The following is a 14,038-nucleotide window of genomic DNA, read 5'->3' as shown; positions in this document are numbered from 1 at the left end:
ACGCCGGCTACGGAGATAAAAGTTATGAAACGGCACTTCTGCAATCGTGTTATTGGGCTGGCAGCCGGAACAGTGGTCTTCGGGGCGATCTCCGCCTGCGGTGGCGCTGGCGGAGGCCTTGATGTTGCCGATGGTGGTATCCGGGGCACCGGGTCCAGCGTTGGTCCGGTTTCCGGATTCGGAAGTGTTTTTGTTAATGGCGTTGAATTCAGCACCGATGACATTCCGAATCGGGAAGTGGAAAGCAATGACGGCATCACTGCCGAAGGCCTTCTGAGCGAAGGAATGATTCTCAGGGTTGAAGGCGAGTGGTTTGATGATGGCAAAGGCACGGCCGAGAAGCTCAGTTACGACGATACGTTGCGGGGTCCGGTAGACCTGGTGACCGCCGATCCAAGTGGTGCCGGTGAATTCGTGACCCTTTCAGTGATGGGGCAATCCGTGCGGGTTGATCGCCAGACGGTGGTTCGCGGCACAACTTACGCCACACTGCTTGGCGAACCCTCTATCACAGATCATGTCCGTGTCAGCGCCTGGCGTCAGGCCGATGGCTCCTATCGGGCCGGCTACATTGAGGTCATCAATCCGGATCTGACTAGTATCGAGTTGGAAGGCACATTGTCAGCGGTGGATATATCCCAGAATCAATTCACGATTGGCACGATCACCGTTGAATATGATGAGAACAGCGTCAGTTTCGGATCAGACCTGACCGAGGCGAACCTGATCAACGGCGCTGTCCTGGAGGTAGAAGGAACCCTGTCAGGAAGTGTGTTGACTGCCGCCACCATTGACCGGGACGACGCCCGACGCTTCAGTCGCAGCAGTGCCGACGATATCGAGTTTACTGCAATCATCGATGCGTCTTACGCGCCTTCCGGTGCTGGCACACTTCCCGGCGAGTTCACCATGGGAGGCCTGACCGTTCGGGTGACAGATGCAACCGAACTGGATGACAGCATTACTCTCGACGAGCTTACCGAAGGCCTCCTGATTCAGGTGGAGGGGCAATTCGTCTCGGATACGGTTGTTGAAGCTGAGGAAATTGAACTGCGGGACGGCGACGCAAAAATCAGGGGCGTGGTTTCGTTAACGACCGATAGTGCGTTCTTCATCGGGGGCGTTGAGGTCCGGGTAGGTCCAACCACAACGTTCACCGTTGAGGACGGTTCTGACATCACACTCCAGATGCTTCCTGTGGGCAATACCGCAGTTGAGGTTGAAGGCATCGAAAAGGAGCTGGGAGCAGACATCTTCATCGATGCGTTGAGGGTAGAAGTTGATAGCGAGGAGGCTGACTTCGGAGATCGTGACAAGTTTGAGCTTGAGGGCCAGCTTCGTGGCATCTCCGCGATCCCCGGAACCATCACGCTCTTCGGGGTGCAGATAAACGACACAAGTGCCGATTATGACAATGTGTTGAGGGGCGACATCGTTGATGCGTTCTTCGGGAGTGATGCGCCGATCATTCTCGAAGTGGAATATCGCAAAACGGCCTCCGGATATACGGCCGATGAAATCGAACTCGAAGAAAGCGATGACGATTAACTACAAAACCCGTACATAAAAGCGCGCTATTCAGGCCCGGGTTTTGCTATACATACGGACACGCCAAGCAGGGACGCTGTTGCCGACTGTGCAGGATGCATGAAGCACACATGCTAGCGGAGTCCGTATGTCACTCAGTTTTATCCGGCGGCTGATTTCTAGCCGCCTTCTCCGACCGGTTTTTGTTGTTCTGGTCGTTGCCGGTCTGGTTCAGGTCCTGGTCAGCCAGTGGCTGATTTCCAGCCAGGTAGAGCGCCTGGTAGACACCGCAGGGTCCGCCCTTGAGGCCAGTAGCCAGCAGGTCAGTGCCTCCTTCGGTGATACCCGTGAGGATGTCCGATCCCGCCTGGAGACCATGCGGCAGAAGACCACCGAGGAACTCTCCGCCGAACTCACCCGCCAGCAGACGGCGCAGCAGGAACGCGTTGCCGGCAACGTTCGCACCGCTGTCATGGCGGAAGCTCAGGGTCTGGCTGATGTCCTCGCCGCTGTTGCGGCCCCGCTGATCTGGGATCGGGATGTCCCGCGCCTCACCGATCTTGTCGAGCTGGCCGACGCCCGTGAATCCGTTCTGTTTGCCGTGTATTACGACCAGTACGGTGAACGCCTGACCCGTTATGTGGACCGCACCGATGACCGGGTACGCACCTTAATGGAGCAGGGGGAAGGTCGTGGTGCGGCAAATCGGGTCCTGGATGCGGCAAGTCGCGACCCCAACGTGGTCATCATTACGGCCGATATCGCTCCCCAGGGTTCCGCCATTGGTCAGCTGAAGCTGGGACTGTCGCTCGAAGGCATCAATCAGGACCTGGCGGCCCTGGAGCAGGAATTCAGCGCTACCATCACCGGCAGCATCGACGCGCTGCATGACACCCTCGAATCAGAAACCGAGCAGGTTAACCAGCGCCTTCAGCAACAGTTGGCGAGTATGGACGCTGACACTCGCTCCAGAATCCAGAACACTGTGGAGGCGTTGAATACCGAAGCCTCGAGCCTCTCCGCCAATTTGAGCATGTTGGCAATCGGTTCCGTGGTGGTTCTGATCCTGCTGGTGGCACTGGTGCTCGGCGGAGGCTTGCTGCCCAGAGTTTTCCGTTTGAGCTCGGCGATCTGGGGTATCGCCGATGGCGAGGCCGATCTTACCCGCCGGGTTTCCATGAAAGGCAAGGATGAGCTTACGGAGATGGCCGAGGGCGTGAACCGGTTCATTGCCCGTATCCAGGAGCTGGTCTCCGACGTGAAGGAGTCTGCCGAATCGGCCGCCGGCCAGGCGCAGGCTCAGGGTGACATCAGCCGCAGTGCGGTGGCGGCCGTGAACCGTCAGGAACAGGAAGTGGCGGAGGTGTCTGGCACCATGGATGCCATGTCCCGTAGTATTTCCGAGGTGGCTGAAAACATTCAGGATATCGCAGGCTCGGTCAGCAACGTCAGTTCCGAGAGTGAGGCCACCGCGGGGATTTCCCGGGAAGTGCGGAACCGGTTGGATCAGGTAGTCCGTAATGTTGAACAGGCGGTGGAAGCGGTCAATCAGCTGGATCACCAGAGCAAGGAAATCGGATCGGTGCTGTCAGTGATCGGCGCCATCGCAGAGCAGACCAACCTGCTGGCTCTCAACGCCGCCATCGAGGCCGCTCGCGCCGGAGAATCCGGCCGGGGCTTTGCCGTGGTGGCCGATGAAGTCCGCACTCTGGCGAGCCGGACCCAGGAATCCACCACCGAAATCCAGTCCATCATTGAACGTCTGCAGCAGGGCAGCCGGCAGGCTGTCAGCGCCATTGGCGAGGTGTCAGGGCAGGTTGCAGAGTCGTCGTCGGAGTTCCGTCGGGCTGACGAGCATTTCGACCGGATCAACCAGTTGCTCAGCAGCCTTCAGGATCGGGCCATGGCTATTTCATCCGTGGCGGAAGAGCAGGGCCGGCATGCCAGTGAAGTCAGTGTGAGCGTGAGCGATATTGCAGGCTCATCCCGCCAGACGGTAGAAGCCATTGAGCGCTCCGACGAGGCCAGCGGCCAGATTGCCCGGACACTGACCTCGTTGAAGGATAAAGCCTCACAGTTCCAGGTTTAGGAACCTGTCGATAACAGGCGCTCCCGGGCGTTTCTGTACTCCTCGGTCAGACGGCTCACCAGGTCCGGGACGGTGAGCACGTCGTGAATCTGGCTGACGCCCTGGCCGGCCGACCACACGGTTTTCCAGGCCTTGGCTTCATCATCAATGGGCTTCAGCTTTTCCCCGTAGTTGATCTCGCCGGCCTGGTTCAGTTTGTCCATGGGGAAGCCGGCCGCTTCCAGACTCTGGCGCATAAAGCTGGCGGGTACACCGGATACCGCCGGTGTATGGATAATGTCGCCAGACACCGCTTCAATTATCATGTTCCGGTAGGCCTCATCGGCCTGGGACTCGAACGTGTTTATAAAACGGGTACCCAGGTAGGCCAGGTCCGCACCGAGGGCCTGGGCCGCCAGCAGATCCTCACCATGGGATAGCCCCCCGGCCAGCAAAATCGTGCCGTCAAAGACTTCCCGGATTTCATGCACCAGAACGAACGGGTTGATCGTGCCCGCATGGCCACCGGCACCCGCTGCCACGGCAATAATGCCGTCCACACCGGCTTCGGCCGCCTTGCGGGCATGCTTCTGGTTGGTCACGTCATGGAACACCACCCCGCCGTAGCTGTGCACCGCCTCCACCACCTGGCTGGCGGCGCCCAAGGAGGTGATGATAATGGGCACCTTGTGTTTAACACACAGTTCCAGGTCTGCCTGCCAGCGCGGATTGGTCCGGTGCACGATCAGGTTCACGGCGTAGGGCGCCGTTTTTGCTTCCGGATTGGCGCTTCGGTAAGCGGCCAGCTCTTCGTTCATCTGGATCAGCCATTCCTCAAAGCCCTCGCTGGTGCGTTGGTTCAAAGCCGGGAAACTGCCAACGATGCCCTGCTTGCAGCAGGCCAGCGCCAGTTCGGGCCCAGAGATCAGAAACATGGGTGCGGCCACCAGGGGCAGTGAGAGAGAGTCTGTCAGGGAAGCGGGCAATGGCATGAGGATTCCTTAATTTTTGTTGGAACTTTTGTAGGATATAAAGGATCTTAGCGTGCCACGCCCGATCTGAAAACGGTCGCGAGCTAATTAATTCCGGAAACCAGAAACACAATAAGGAGTCCCTCCATGGGTGAAGCAAAACGTCGCAAGGAAACCGGTGCGCCGCCGCCCCAAAAAGGAAAATCAAACAAGCTTTTGTATGCGGGTATCGGACTGCTTGCGCTTGCGGCAGTGCTTCTTGGCGTATTTTTCCTGACCGCTCCACCAAAACCCACGTCTGACGGGCTGCCTGTGGCCGCTCCGAATGCCGAGGACTTCCCCGCCCAGTTGGACCAGTTCGGTGTCTCCGTGGGTCCCGACGACGCACCGGTCGTGGTGCGTGAGTTTGCCGACTACCAGTGCCCCGCCTGCGGCAACTTTGCCTCTGCCAGCAAGCAGTTGAAGGAAGAGTATGTGGCTGAGGGCAAGGTTCGCTTTGTCTACTTTGATCTGCCATTACAGCAGCATCAGAACGCCATGCCAGCCGCCCAGGCAGCACGCTGTGCCGGAGACCAGGACGCCTACTGGGCCATGCACGAACGCCTGTACGATTCCCAGACCGAGTGGAGCGGCTCGAACGATCCGGTTGCCACCTTTACCCGCTACGCCGGTGATCTGGGCCTTGAAGAACGGCGCTTCCGCCGGTGTATGACCACCGAATTGCACCGGGAAGCTGTCGAGCAGAGCCGCCAGGTGGCCATGCAGCTTCGGGTAACCAGCACACCGACGGTTCTGGTGGATAACATCCGCCTGACCCGTCCCGGCTGGGGGCAGCTCTCTGCCGTAGTTGAACGTGAACTGGCCAACGGGGCGGAGTGACCTGTTGAGCCCCGGGTAACCCCGCACTTGATCGTGAGCCTGAGTTGGTTAAAATTTGCGCCCTCTCAGGCTCCCGCCTCAGATGAACCCCGAAACCATGCTCCGGATTTACGGTCCGGCCCGCAGGAGAACATGATGAGCAACAACGTTGTTGTCTGCGCACTGTACAAGTTCGCAGTCCTGAATGATTATAAATCCCTCCGCCAGCCGCTGCTGGACCTGATGCTCGAGAAAGACGTGCACGGCACTTTGCTGCTGGCGCGCGAGGGCATCAACGGCACCATTGCCGGCAGCCGCGAAGGCATTGATGCCGTGAAAGACTGGATCGCCAGCGACGAGCGGTTCGACGGCATTGATTACAAAGAGTCCTTTGTGGACATCCAGCCGTTCAAACGCACCAAAGTGAAGTTCAAGAAAGAGATTGTCACCATGGGTGTGGACGGTATTGATCCGAAGCGGATTGTCGGCACGTATGTGGATCCGAAAGAATGGAACAAACTGATTTCCGATCCGGATGTGGTGCTGGTGGATACCCGCAACCAGTACGAAGTGGAAATCGGCACCTTTGAAAATGCCGTCAATCCGGCCACTGATACCTTCCGGGAGTTCCCGGAATACGTGAAACAGAACCTGGATCCTTCGAAGCACAAGAAGGTGGCGATGTTCTGTACCGGCGGTATCCGTTGCGAGAAATCCACCGCGTATCTCAAGGAGCAGGGTTTCGAGGAGGTCTATCACCTGAAGGGCGGCATCCTGAAATACCTGGAGGAGGTCCCGGAAGATCAGAGCCTGTGGCACGGAGAGTGCTTCGTGTTTGATGACCGGGTAACGGTCAACCACCGGCTGGAGCGCGGCGATTACGACCAGTGCCATGCCTGCCGGAGGCCAATCACCGAGGAAGACAAACAGCGCCCCGAGTACGAGCAGGGCGTGAGCTGCCATCAGTGCATCGATTCGCTGACTGAAGAGCAGAAAGCCCGGTTTGCCGAGCGTGAACGTCAGATGCGTCTGGCGGAAGAGCGCGGCGAAGCCCACGTTGGTGGTGAAGCCGCGCGCATCATTGCCGAGCGCAAGGCCCGGAAAAAGGCTGAAAGAGAACGTCAGGCCCGGAAAAGCCTCGATGGCGAGAGGGCGAGGAGCACCGAGGGCGCCTGACCAACCCCCAAAGGAGACTTCATGGATTTACGACAGGCTGTAGCCATTACCGCAGTTGCAATCGCGCCCTTTGCCAGTGCGCAGGAGGCAGATAACTGGAAGGGCGAAACCGAGCTGGGTGTGTTGATCACCTCGGGCACTACCGAAGAGACCAACATCAAGGGTCGCCTGGGGTTGGTCCATGAAGTCGAAACCTGGCGTAACACCGGCGAATTCCGCACCAACTATTCCGAGACTGAAGACGAAACCACTGCCGAGAAATATCAGGCCGCCCTGGAGACCGACTACAAGTTCGCCGAGAACCAGTACTGGTTTCTCCGTGGCTCCTATGAAGACGATCGCTTCTCCGGCTACGACTTCGAATCAACCGTAACCACGGGTTACGGCAACCGGGTCTGGAACTCCGGAGATCGCTCGTTTCTGGACCTCTCAGTAGGCGCCGGTTACCGCTACAACAAGCTGGATATGGTGAATGCGGAAGGCGAGGATACCGAGGAAGAGGCCATCGCCCGCCTTGCTGGCCAGTTTGATTACGCCCTTTCGGAAAATTCCCTGTTCCGTCAGAAGCTCAGTACCGAAGTTGGCCTGGACGAAAACAACACGGTGACCGAATCGGAAACATCGCTGCAGGCGAACGTGGTGGGGAATCTCTCCATGAAGGCTGCTTTCCGGGTCAAGCACGTGTCTGACGCTCCGGCCGGCTCCGAAAACACCGACACCGAAACGTCACTCTCGCTGCTCTACGGTTTCTAACTGCGTGAATTCGGGGTCAGATGAAAATTTCATCTGACCCCAACTTTATCTTCAGACGTTGTTACGCAGCCCCAGCTCATCTGGGTAGGGCGTCAAATACTGCTGGGCATGCAGGTAATCCACCGGCTCCCTTCTCTGGGCCATACGCAGCAGCGTCATGGGAACCACTAGCGGGACCTCGCCTCGATGGTAAGCCTCCATCTGCTCCATCAACACCTTGCGGTCTTCATCGCCCATGGAATCCCTGAGGTAGCCCATCAGATGCTGCATGGCGTTCATGTGTGAACCCCGGCTCACCTTCTTGCTCATGGCTTCCATGAACTGGTGGATATAGCGTTCGGCAATGTCTTCCAACGGCTCGGACTTCAGGTCTCCAAGCATCGGACCAAGCTGGCGGTAGATCTTTTCGGAGTGAGCCAGAAGCTGGAATTTGTGGCGGGTATGGAATTCAATCAGCGCCCTGGCCGAAAGCTTGTCTCCGGCCACGTTCTGCATCCAGTCGTCGTAGGCGAAAACCCTCTCAACGAAATTCTCCCGGATCATGTTGTCGTTCAGTCGGCCTTCCTCCTCCACCGGCATTAGCGGGTAGGCCTTCAACAGCGCCTCGGCAAACATGCCCCGGCCATCCCGGCGGGTTACATTGCCATCCTCGTTATGTACCTTGATCCGCTCCATGCCACAGCTGGGAGACTTGGCCATCAGGATGTAACCACGAAGGTCTGCCAGGGTCGGCATCACCTGTTCGATAAAGCCCTGCATGGCGTCGGTATGGTCCGCCGCGCCCTTGGTCTCGATCAGGCGCAGGCCATCACTGTATTCGCGCAGGTGGATCGCCGGGCGCGGAACGCCCAGGCCCGCTTCCAGCTCCGGGCAGATGGAGCGGAAATCAAAGTGTTTCGAGAGCACCTGGGTGCAGTAGCGGGAATGTTTATGGCCGCCATCATGGCGAACTTCCTTGCCCAGCAGGCAGGTGCTGATTCCGACGGGGATGCCGCTCACGTTAGTCTCCGATAATTAACCAGGTCTGATAGCTAAAACTGTCTTTGTAATACGTGAATTCAGTCTAGCCCGATCAGGCCGCTGCGGAAAACTGTAACCCCACCTATTCAGGATGGATTATCGAGCCTTTTCGTTTCTTCGCGGCCATGGCGAGTGTGGTGGCGTAGATGGTGCGGACGTCTTGGGCGAACTGCTCCACTGAGTAGTCCCTGGCAAATTCCAGGGCCTGTTCGGAGAGTTTTTCACGCAGATCGTCGTCTTCCAGTAGCTTTTTGACTTGCGCCCGCCACTGGTCCTGTTTTTCCGGCGTCTTGAAGCCGTTGAACCCGTGTCGGACAACGTCTTCAATGCCACTGGAGCGAACCGCTACGACCGGCAAACCGGCAGCCATCGCCTCCAGAATTACCATGCCCTGGGTTTCGGAGATGGAGGCGAACAGGAAGGCATCCCCCAGTCGGTACCAGGTGGCCATTTCGTCCGGCGGCACGGCACCAACAAGGGTGAAGTGTTGTTGAAGTCCCAGGTCTTCGATCTTCTTCTGCAAGCGGTCCTTTTGGTGGCCATCGCCGATCATCAGGAACCGGAAGGGCACATGGGTTTCCCGCCGCAGGGCATCAATGGCCTCAATCATGAAGTCGATGTTTTTCTCGTTCGAGAGCCGGGAAACACTGACAAACACTTTCTCATTCCTGAGCTTCAGCTTCTCCCGGAGTTGCTCGACGTCCTTTTCCTGAACCTCCTGGAACTTGTGATATTCAATGCCGGTAGGCTGCACGAAGGTCGGTGTTTTAACCCCGATCATCCGCAGATATTCCTCCGTGGAGTAGGTAGGCACGATCACACCGTCGCACTTGTTGGCAAAGCGTTTGATCAGCGCGTGCGAAATCAGGTTCCGGAACAGCATGCCGGGTAGCGGCACGAAGTGGGCGTAATGCTCCAGGCGGGTATGGTAGGTGTATATGGCCGGGATATTCAGGGTGCGAGCCACGAACAGGCCCAGCGACCCCAGCCAGAACGGATGGTGCAGATGGATGATATCCGGCTTGAACGCCCGAACCCGTTTGCGAATCCGCCCGAGGAAAATATTGGCCAGCCGGAATTCCCGCTTCTCGCCCATGGCCAGTAGCGAGGGCACTCGCAAAACGTGGGATTCGGTTTCCGGCTGCCCCTTGTAGCGGGGCGCCACGACCAGCAGTTTATCGCCAAGCGCTTCCAGGCCCCGGCGCAGGCGTTCAATGGAAATGGGTACCCCGCCGATGAAGGGCAGGTAGTTGTTGGTAAACATGGCCACCCGCATCGGTTTGTCCAGCCAGGGCGAGGGGTCCAGGTCGTAGTCCGGGTAATAATCCTTGCCGATGAAAATGGCGCCGTACAGCTTGATCGCAATGGCCGCAAACACGGCGACGATCAGAATAAAGTTGAGGTAACCGGTGTAGAACAGGGAGTAGATAAAGAACCAGAGACTTTCCAGCCGCTTCAGAACCGGGTGCTGGCCCACTTCCAGTCGCTGCAGACGGTGTGTTACCTCGCCATCTGAGTCTACATTCACCTGCACGTAGTGATAGAAACTGGTGTCGTTGTTCATAACCAGGCCACCGGCGCCACCCGTGGTAACGAAGGTGGTGTCTTCTACCGTCTTTTCCGAATAGAGCGAGAGGTTGGCTGAAAATACCCGGTCAACGTCATGCTCCTCGATGGCCTGTAGAAGGGCGTCCCGGAACTCGGGCGGCGCCAGGTAATCATCCTTCTGGTCGAACGGGGCATTCTCGTCCGGATGAAGGGGAGGGTGCCCGATGAACAAGATCCTCGCCTTCGACGTGTCCTGGGCCAGCAAATCCTTCAGCCAGCGGATCTGCCAGCGCCAGGGAGTTTTACCGGTGCTGTCCAGAAAAATCAGCCGGCTATTGCCCGCTTCGATACTGAAGAAGTGCGGGCCGAAGTGATCGTAGAAACGGAAACTGCCAAAGTCCTCGTACTCGTGGGCACCGAAGGTCAGCAGATAGGGGATCTCCAGGTGGCTCAGAGTGCCGTAGAGTGCCCGGTACTTGTCTTCGCCGCCACCACTGACAGCGTTCCCCGCCGAAACCAGAAAATCCAGCCCGGATCGATTCAGCTCCGGGATGATGCGGTCCTCGAAGATGCCCACCGAATTATTGATATTGCCCACCACCGCGAAACTGAAGGGCTCGCCGGGTTCAAGTGCCTGATAAATCCGTTCTACCTGCTCGGTATGAACCCCCTCGAAATCCTCCGTGAACAGATTCAGGTAGGTTTTGTAGCCAACCAGCAGAAACACCACCAGAAGACAGAGGTAAAACAGCAGCTTGAGTGGGTTTCGGAAGATCATCCGGCTCTCCTGCGATTGGCAACAAGTTCCTTCTGTAGCACCACCAGCCCGATAATCATGCCCAGATAGATGGTCAGCAGACGCCAGCAGACGATGACCAGAATCAGGTGGTTTCCCGAGAGGATATCCCGGAAGAAGCTCCCGAAAACACCCTCCGAGATGCCTGAGGCGCCCGGCGTGGGCGAGAAGTACATCACGAAGGTGGTCACAACCAGCAGGCCCACGGACATCACATAATCAACACTGTAGTCCAGGCTGTGCATCAGCAGCGCCGGGAAGCTGAACAGGCTAAGCAGAAACACGGCGGTGAACAGGATGGACAGCCAGACGAACACCGGAGCACCACGCAGGTAATCACCAAAGCTCCGTGACAGCCGCAGCATTTCCCGGCGTGCCTTGAACTGCCAGCGCCGATGGCGGGGTTCACTGATCAGATGGAGCCGACGCGCGGCCCTCAGCAGCCGGGCCAGGGGGCCGATCAGCCAGCGGGTCCGGAGCAGCAGAACCAGGAAAAAGCCGAGGTACAACACAATCAGAACTGCCAGAGCGGTGCCGATATCGCCAGTGATGGAATTGCCGTCCAGGGGTTTGAGCGTGAGCAGGAATACCGGCGTCAGCGAAAATATGAACAGCACCGCCAGGATCGTCCGGATCGTGGTCGCAGCCGTCGCACGCCCAATCGGAACGCCATGGTGGCTCAGAAACCAGATCTGGGCGAAACCGCCCCCGGTGGCCATCGGCGTGATGTTGGAAAAGAACAGATTGATAAACACCAGCCGCACCATGGCCGGCAGGGGAAGCCGGTGCCCCAGGGCTCTCAGGGTAAAATAGAGTCGAAGGCCATCCGAGATGAAATAAACCAGCAGAAGGCCAGCCACCGATAACAGGGTTCCCGGAGCGATCAGCCTGGTATCGAAGGTAAGGGTGCGTTCGGCGAACAGATGGTAAACGGCATACAGCCCGGCAGCGGTGAGCGCCAGAAACAACAGACTGAACATCGCCAGTCTTTTTCCAGAAGCGCGCTTTGAATAGCTGATTTCAGTGGAGTCAGTCATGGGCTGCCCGTCAGAGTGAGACGGGCAGTTTACAGGGTAGGGTGTGGTCGGTGTCCAGTGTCGGGCTAGTGGCCATACACCATCATGGTGGTGTTGATGATGGCGAAGTCCGTGAACTGAACACTGCCGATACTGGTACCGCCCATCTTGAAGACCGGCATATCAATATCCGCCCGGAACTCAACATCGTGCACCGAAAGCCCGTCGTTGCCCGAAGCAGAACTGGTGCCTCTGGACAGTTTTGCAGTGGCACTGGCCATACCGAAATGGCCCAGCGTGTCATCGCCGCGCCGATTATGAATCTGAAGTCCTTCAATACCGACCGCGGCAAAGTTGAACAGCAGAATCACATCCGCTGCATCCCAGTTCAGACTGCCGTCGGTAATTTCGAAATGGGTATCCAGCTGCAGTTCAGAACCGGACACCTCGTTGCCGTTCGCCAGAGTGCGAGTGGAACTGCCCCCGTTACGAATCACCAGATCCGTCGGCCCGATATGCCCTTGCAGAAGAACGTCCGAGAACAGCGTCGCCGAACCCTCGCTGCCTGAAGTGGTCACACTGTCTACCGCCAGCTCAAAATCCACCGCCTGCAGGTATTCATCCAGACTGGTTGGATCGCCATAATCGGTTGCACCGAGGTGCATCACCAGATCACCGCTATTGAACTGCTTGCCAAAAGAGCCCGCGACGGAATACTTCGCCAGAGCATCGGCCACATCCGGATTGGTTGGGTCCAACAACCCCGCATCGGCCCGCCGGGCAATCTCCGAAAACCCGTGCTCCAGCACCTCCCCATCGCCGGCAATATCGATCGTCAGCTTCATGTTATCCAGCACCGTATCGTTCTGCCCGGATAACCGCAGCCCGTTCACATTCAACGAACCCTCATCAATCCAGCTGAACCGATCAATGCTGAGCTTGGTCTCCAGCTCAATCGTCACACCCGCCTGCCCGGTCACACCCGACATCGCCCCATCGTCCAACGGCTTGAACTCCGCCATCGCTGGCAATGGCAGCGAGAGGGCGAGCACCCAGAGCGAGAGAGTGGAAGATGTGGTGTTTCGACGACAGTCTAGTGACTGAGTCATGGTGGCCCCAAAAGTCTGGTTTATTGTTTTTTAGCGGTGAGCGCTCAACGCTCCCCGGGCCGCAGGGGGACAGCACAACCTATGCAGCAAGAACTTTGGTTTGTTACAGACTGTTACGATAAGCGGGGGAAGGAGAAAGATCTGTGAGCTCTGTCACAGGGAGGCCACTGGAGAGGATCGGGCAAAGCGGACGGGAAGTTCTCCCAAAACTGTGCGGAGCCAGGGATGGCGGAGCCAAGCGTACAGGGAAGTATTCACAGCGTGTTTTGGGAGAACTTCCCGCCCGATTTGCGTGTACCCAATGTTCTTGGACTACGAAGCCAAAGCCTGCTGAATAAGAGACTTCTGGTGCTCCGCAAACTCCCGAATCAACGCCTGCGCCTTGACCGAATCCCGCGCCAGCACCGCCTGCGGCAGATTGGCAAAAAACTCACTGGTCTGCGTCAAACCTCGACGATACCGATCGGCACTCAGATAATAGGCCCGACTGACCGCCGGCTTGAAATTCGACAAAGCCTCCGTGAGATAAGGATTCCCCACCACCTCGCAGCAGGCATCCATCACATTGAAACTCGCCTCAACCACCCCGGAGATATCGCTCGACGAATCCTTTATCTGTTCAACAACGTTACTGACCGCCGCCAGCATCCGCGGCTTGTCACCCTCTTGCCAGCGCTCACACAAACGCACCGCCATCATCATCAGCAAGTGCATATAAACATCGTAGAGCTCCGAAGCATGGGCCGCATCCAGCCGGGTTGCCGAAGCGCCCTTACGGGGCGTGATCTCCACCAGATGCCAGCGCTCCAGGGTGTACAGGGCTTCCTTCACCGATGCCCGGCTCACCTTCAGTTTACCGGCGAGCGTGGCCTCCTGAATCCGCTCACCCGGACGAATCTGCCCGGTCATGATCCGTTCTGCAAGGTAATTGGCAATCTGCTCGGCCAGTGTGTTCGGCACCTGAAAATCCATAAAGGCTCTCTGGACAGGTCGTAAAAACCGGTCGGCTGCTGCAGTAAGCCGACCGGCGGAAGAGTATATGCGCATGAGTTTATCACAGCCTCGGAGTGCGATAGCGACAACGCCTTGATTCGGCGGGGCTTCCTGACAATTGTCAAAAAACCTCGCCAGAAATGTTGACGACTGATGTATTGTAGGACAATAATGCAGAAAACAACAGGTGATCAGAGTTTCAC

Annotated in this window: 11 protein-coding genes; 5 read left to right on the top strand and 6 right to left on the bottom strand. The window is 57.7% G+C overall.

Annotated features, from left to right (window positions below; genetic code table 11):
* Positions 1 to 24: 24 nt before the first annotated feature.
* Both MDHKLMBL_RS09355 and MDHKLMBL_RS09350 read left to right on the top strand, forming a co-directional pair.
* The gene (locus MDHKLMBL_RS09355) at positions 25 to 1,548 is read left to right on the top strand and encodes a DUF5666 domain-containing protein (protein WP_104270691.1); all 1,524 of its coding nucleotides are present in this window, start codon (positions 25 to 27) and stop codon (positions 1,546 to 1,548) included.
* 127 nt (positions 1,549 to 1,675) lie between these two features.
* The gene (locus MDHKLMBL_RS09350; protein ID WP_104270690.1) at positions 1,676 to 3,616 is read left to right on the top strand and encodes a methyl-accepting chemotaxis protein; all 1,941 of its coding nucleotides are present in this window, start codon (positions 1,676 to 1,678) and stop codon (positions 3,614 to 3,616) included.
* Here MDHKLMBL_RS09350 and MDHKLMBL_RS09345 read toward each other — a convergent pair.
* Positions 3,613 to 4,587: an NAD(P)H-dependent flavin oxidoreductase gene (locus MDHKLMBL_RS09345; protein WP_104270689.1), complete on the bottom strand. Its 975-nt coding sequence runs from the start codon at positions 4,585 to 4,587 to the stop codon at positions 3,613 to 3,615. The genes MDHKLMBL_RS09350 and MDHKLMBL_RS09345 overlap by 4 nt on opposite strands.
* 126 nt (positions 4,588 to 4,713) lie before the next feature.
* On the opposite strand from MDHKLMBL_RS09345, the gene MDHKLMBL_RS09340 reads away from it, so the two are divergent.
* The 3 genes from MDHKLMBL_RS09340 to MDHKLMBL_RS09330 all read left to right on the top strand — a co-directional run bounded on the left by MDHKLMBL_RS09340 (position 4,714) and on the right by MDHKLMBL_RS09330 (position 7,353).
* Complete coding sequence (locus tag MDHKLMBL_RS09340; protein WP_053112916.1) at positions 4,714 to 5,445, top strand: DsbA family protein; 732 nt, start codon at positions 4,714 to 4,716, stop codon at positions 5,443 to 5,445.
* A 135-nt stretch (positions 5,446 to 5,580) separates the two neighbouring features.
* The gene (gene trhO, locus MDHKLMBL_RS09335) at positions 5,581 to 6,600 is read left to right on the top strand and encodes an oxygen-dependent tRNA uridine(34) hydroxylase TrhO (RefSeq protein ID WP_104270688.1); all 1,020 of its coding nucleotides are present in this window, start codon (positions 5,581 to 5,583) and stop codon (positions 6,598 to 6,600) included.
* A 21-nt stretch (positions 6,601 to 6,621) separates the two neighbouring features.
* Positions 6,622 to 7,353 carry a DUF481 domain-containing protein gene (locus tag MDHKLMBL_RS09330; RefSeq protein WP_053112914.1) on the top strand — a complete coding sequence of 244 codons (732 nt, stop codon included), beginning with the start codon at positions 6,622 to 6,624 and terminating at the stop codon, positions 7,351 to 7,353.
* A 51-nt stretch (positions 7,354 to 7,404) separates the two neighbouring features.
* Here MDHKLMBL_RS09330 and MDHKLMBL_RS09325 read toward each other — a convergent pair whose 3' ends face one another.
* The 5 genes from MDHKLMBL_RS09325 to MDHKLMBL_RS09305 all read right to left on the bottom strand — a co-directional run bounded on the left by MDHKLMBL_RS09325 (position 7,405) and on the right by MDHKLMBL_RS09305 (position 13,814).
* Complete coding sequence (locus MDHKLMBL_RS09325; RefSeq protein WP_008175265.1) at positions 7,405 to 8,352, bottom strand: YbgA family protein; 948 nt, start codon at positions 8,350 to 8,352, stop codon at positions 7,405 to 7,407.
* Between the two features lie 103 nt (positions 8,353 to 8,455).
* Positions 8,456 to 10,699: a glycosyltransferase gene (locus tag MDHKLMBL_RS09320; RefSeq protein ID WP_008175264.1), complete on the bottom strand. Its 2,244-nt coding sequence runs from the start codon at positions 10,697 to 10,699 to the stop codon at positions 8,456 to 8,458.
* The gene (locus tag MDHKLMBL_RS09315; RefSeq protein WP_053112913.1) at positions 10,696 to 11,754 is read right to left on the bottom strand and encodes a lysylphosphatidylglycerol synthase transmembrane domain-containing protein; all 1,059 of its coding nucleotides are present in this window, start codon (positions 11,752 to 11,754) and stop codon (positions 10,696 to 10,698) included. Before MDHKLMBL_RS09315 ends, MDHKLMBL_RS09320 begins: the two co-directional genes overlap by 4 nt.
* 65 nt (positions 11,755 to 11,819) lie before the next feature.
* Entirely contained in the window at positions 11,820 to 12,842 is a 1,023-nt protein-coding gene (locus tag MDHKLMBL_RS09310; RefSeq protein WP_104270687.1) for a DUF6160 family protein, read from the bottom strand.
* Positions 12,843 to 13,154: 312 nt separating this feature from the next.
* Positions 13,155 to 13,814, bottom strand: a complete 660-nt coding sequence (locus tag MDHKLMBL_RS09305; RefSeq protein ID WP_104270686.1) for a GntR family transcriptional regulator — start codon at positions 13,812 to 13,814, stop codon at positions 13,155 to 13,157.
* Positions 13,815 to 14,038 lie beyond the last annotated feature (224 nt).

This window comes from Marinobacter flavimaris (assembly GCF_002933295.1).
GTDB classification, from domain to species: Bacteria; Pseudomonadota; Gammaproteobacteria; order Pseudomonadales; family Oleiphilaceae; genus Marinobacter; species Marinobacter flavimaris.
This window is presented reverse-complemented; position numbering and strand designations above follow the sequence as displayed.

Excerpts from the sequence above, each read along its gene's own strand:
- MDHKLMBL_RS09340 (WP_053112916.1), top strand. The coding sequence starts at position 4,714 with ATGGGTGAAGCAAAACGTCGCAAGGAAACCGGTGCGCCGCCGCCCCAA.
- MDHKLMBL_RS09315 (WP_053112913.1), bottom strand. The coding sequence starts at position 11,754 with ATGACTGACTCCACTGAAATCAGCTATTCAAAGCGCGCTTCTGGAAAA.
- MDHKLMBL_RS09345 (WP_104270689.1), bottom strand. The coding sequence starts at position 4,587 with ATGCCATTGCCCGCTTCCCTGACAGACTCTCTCTCACTGCCCCTGGTG.
- MDHKLMBL_RS09350 (WP_104270690.1), top strand. The coding sequence starts at position 1,676 with ATGTCACTCAGTTTTATCCGGCGGCTGATTTCTAGCCGCCTTCTCCGA.
- MDHKLMBL_RS09310 (WP_104270687.1), bottom strand. The coding sequence starts at position 12,842 with ATGACTCAGTCACTAGACTGTCGTCGAAACACCACATCTTCCACTCTC.
- MDHKLMBL_RS09305 (WP_104270686.1), bottom strand. The coding sequence starts at position 13,814 with ATGGATTTTCAGGTGCCGAACACACTGGCCGAGCAGATTGCCAATTAC.
- MDHKLMBL_RS09355 (WP_104270691.1), top strand. The coding sequence starts at position 25 with ATGAAACGGCACTTCTGCAATCGTGTTATTGGGCTGGCAGCCGGAACA.
- MDHKLMBL_RS09330 (WP_053112914.1), top strand. The coding sequence starts at position 6,622 with ATGGATTTACGACAGGCTGTAGCCATTACCGCAGTTGCAATCGCGCCC.
- MDHKLMBL_RS09320 (WP_008175264.1), bottom strand. The coding sequence starts at position 10,699 with ATGATCTTCCGAAACCCACTCAAGCTGCTGTTTTACCTCTGTCTTCTG.
- trhO (WP_104270688.1), top strand. The coding sequence starts at position 5,581 with ATGAGCAACAACGTTGTTGTCTGCGCACTGTACAAGTTCGCAGTCCTG.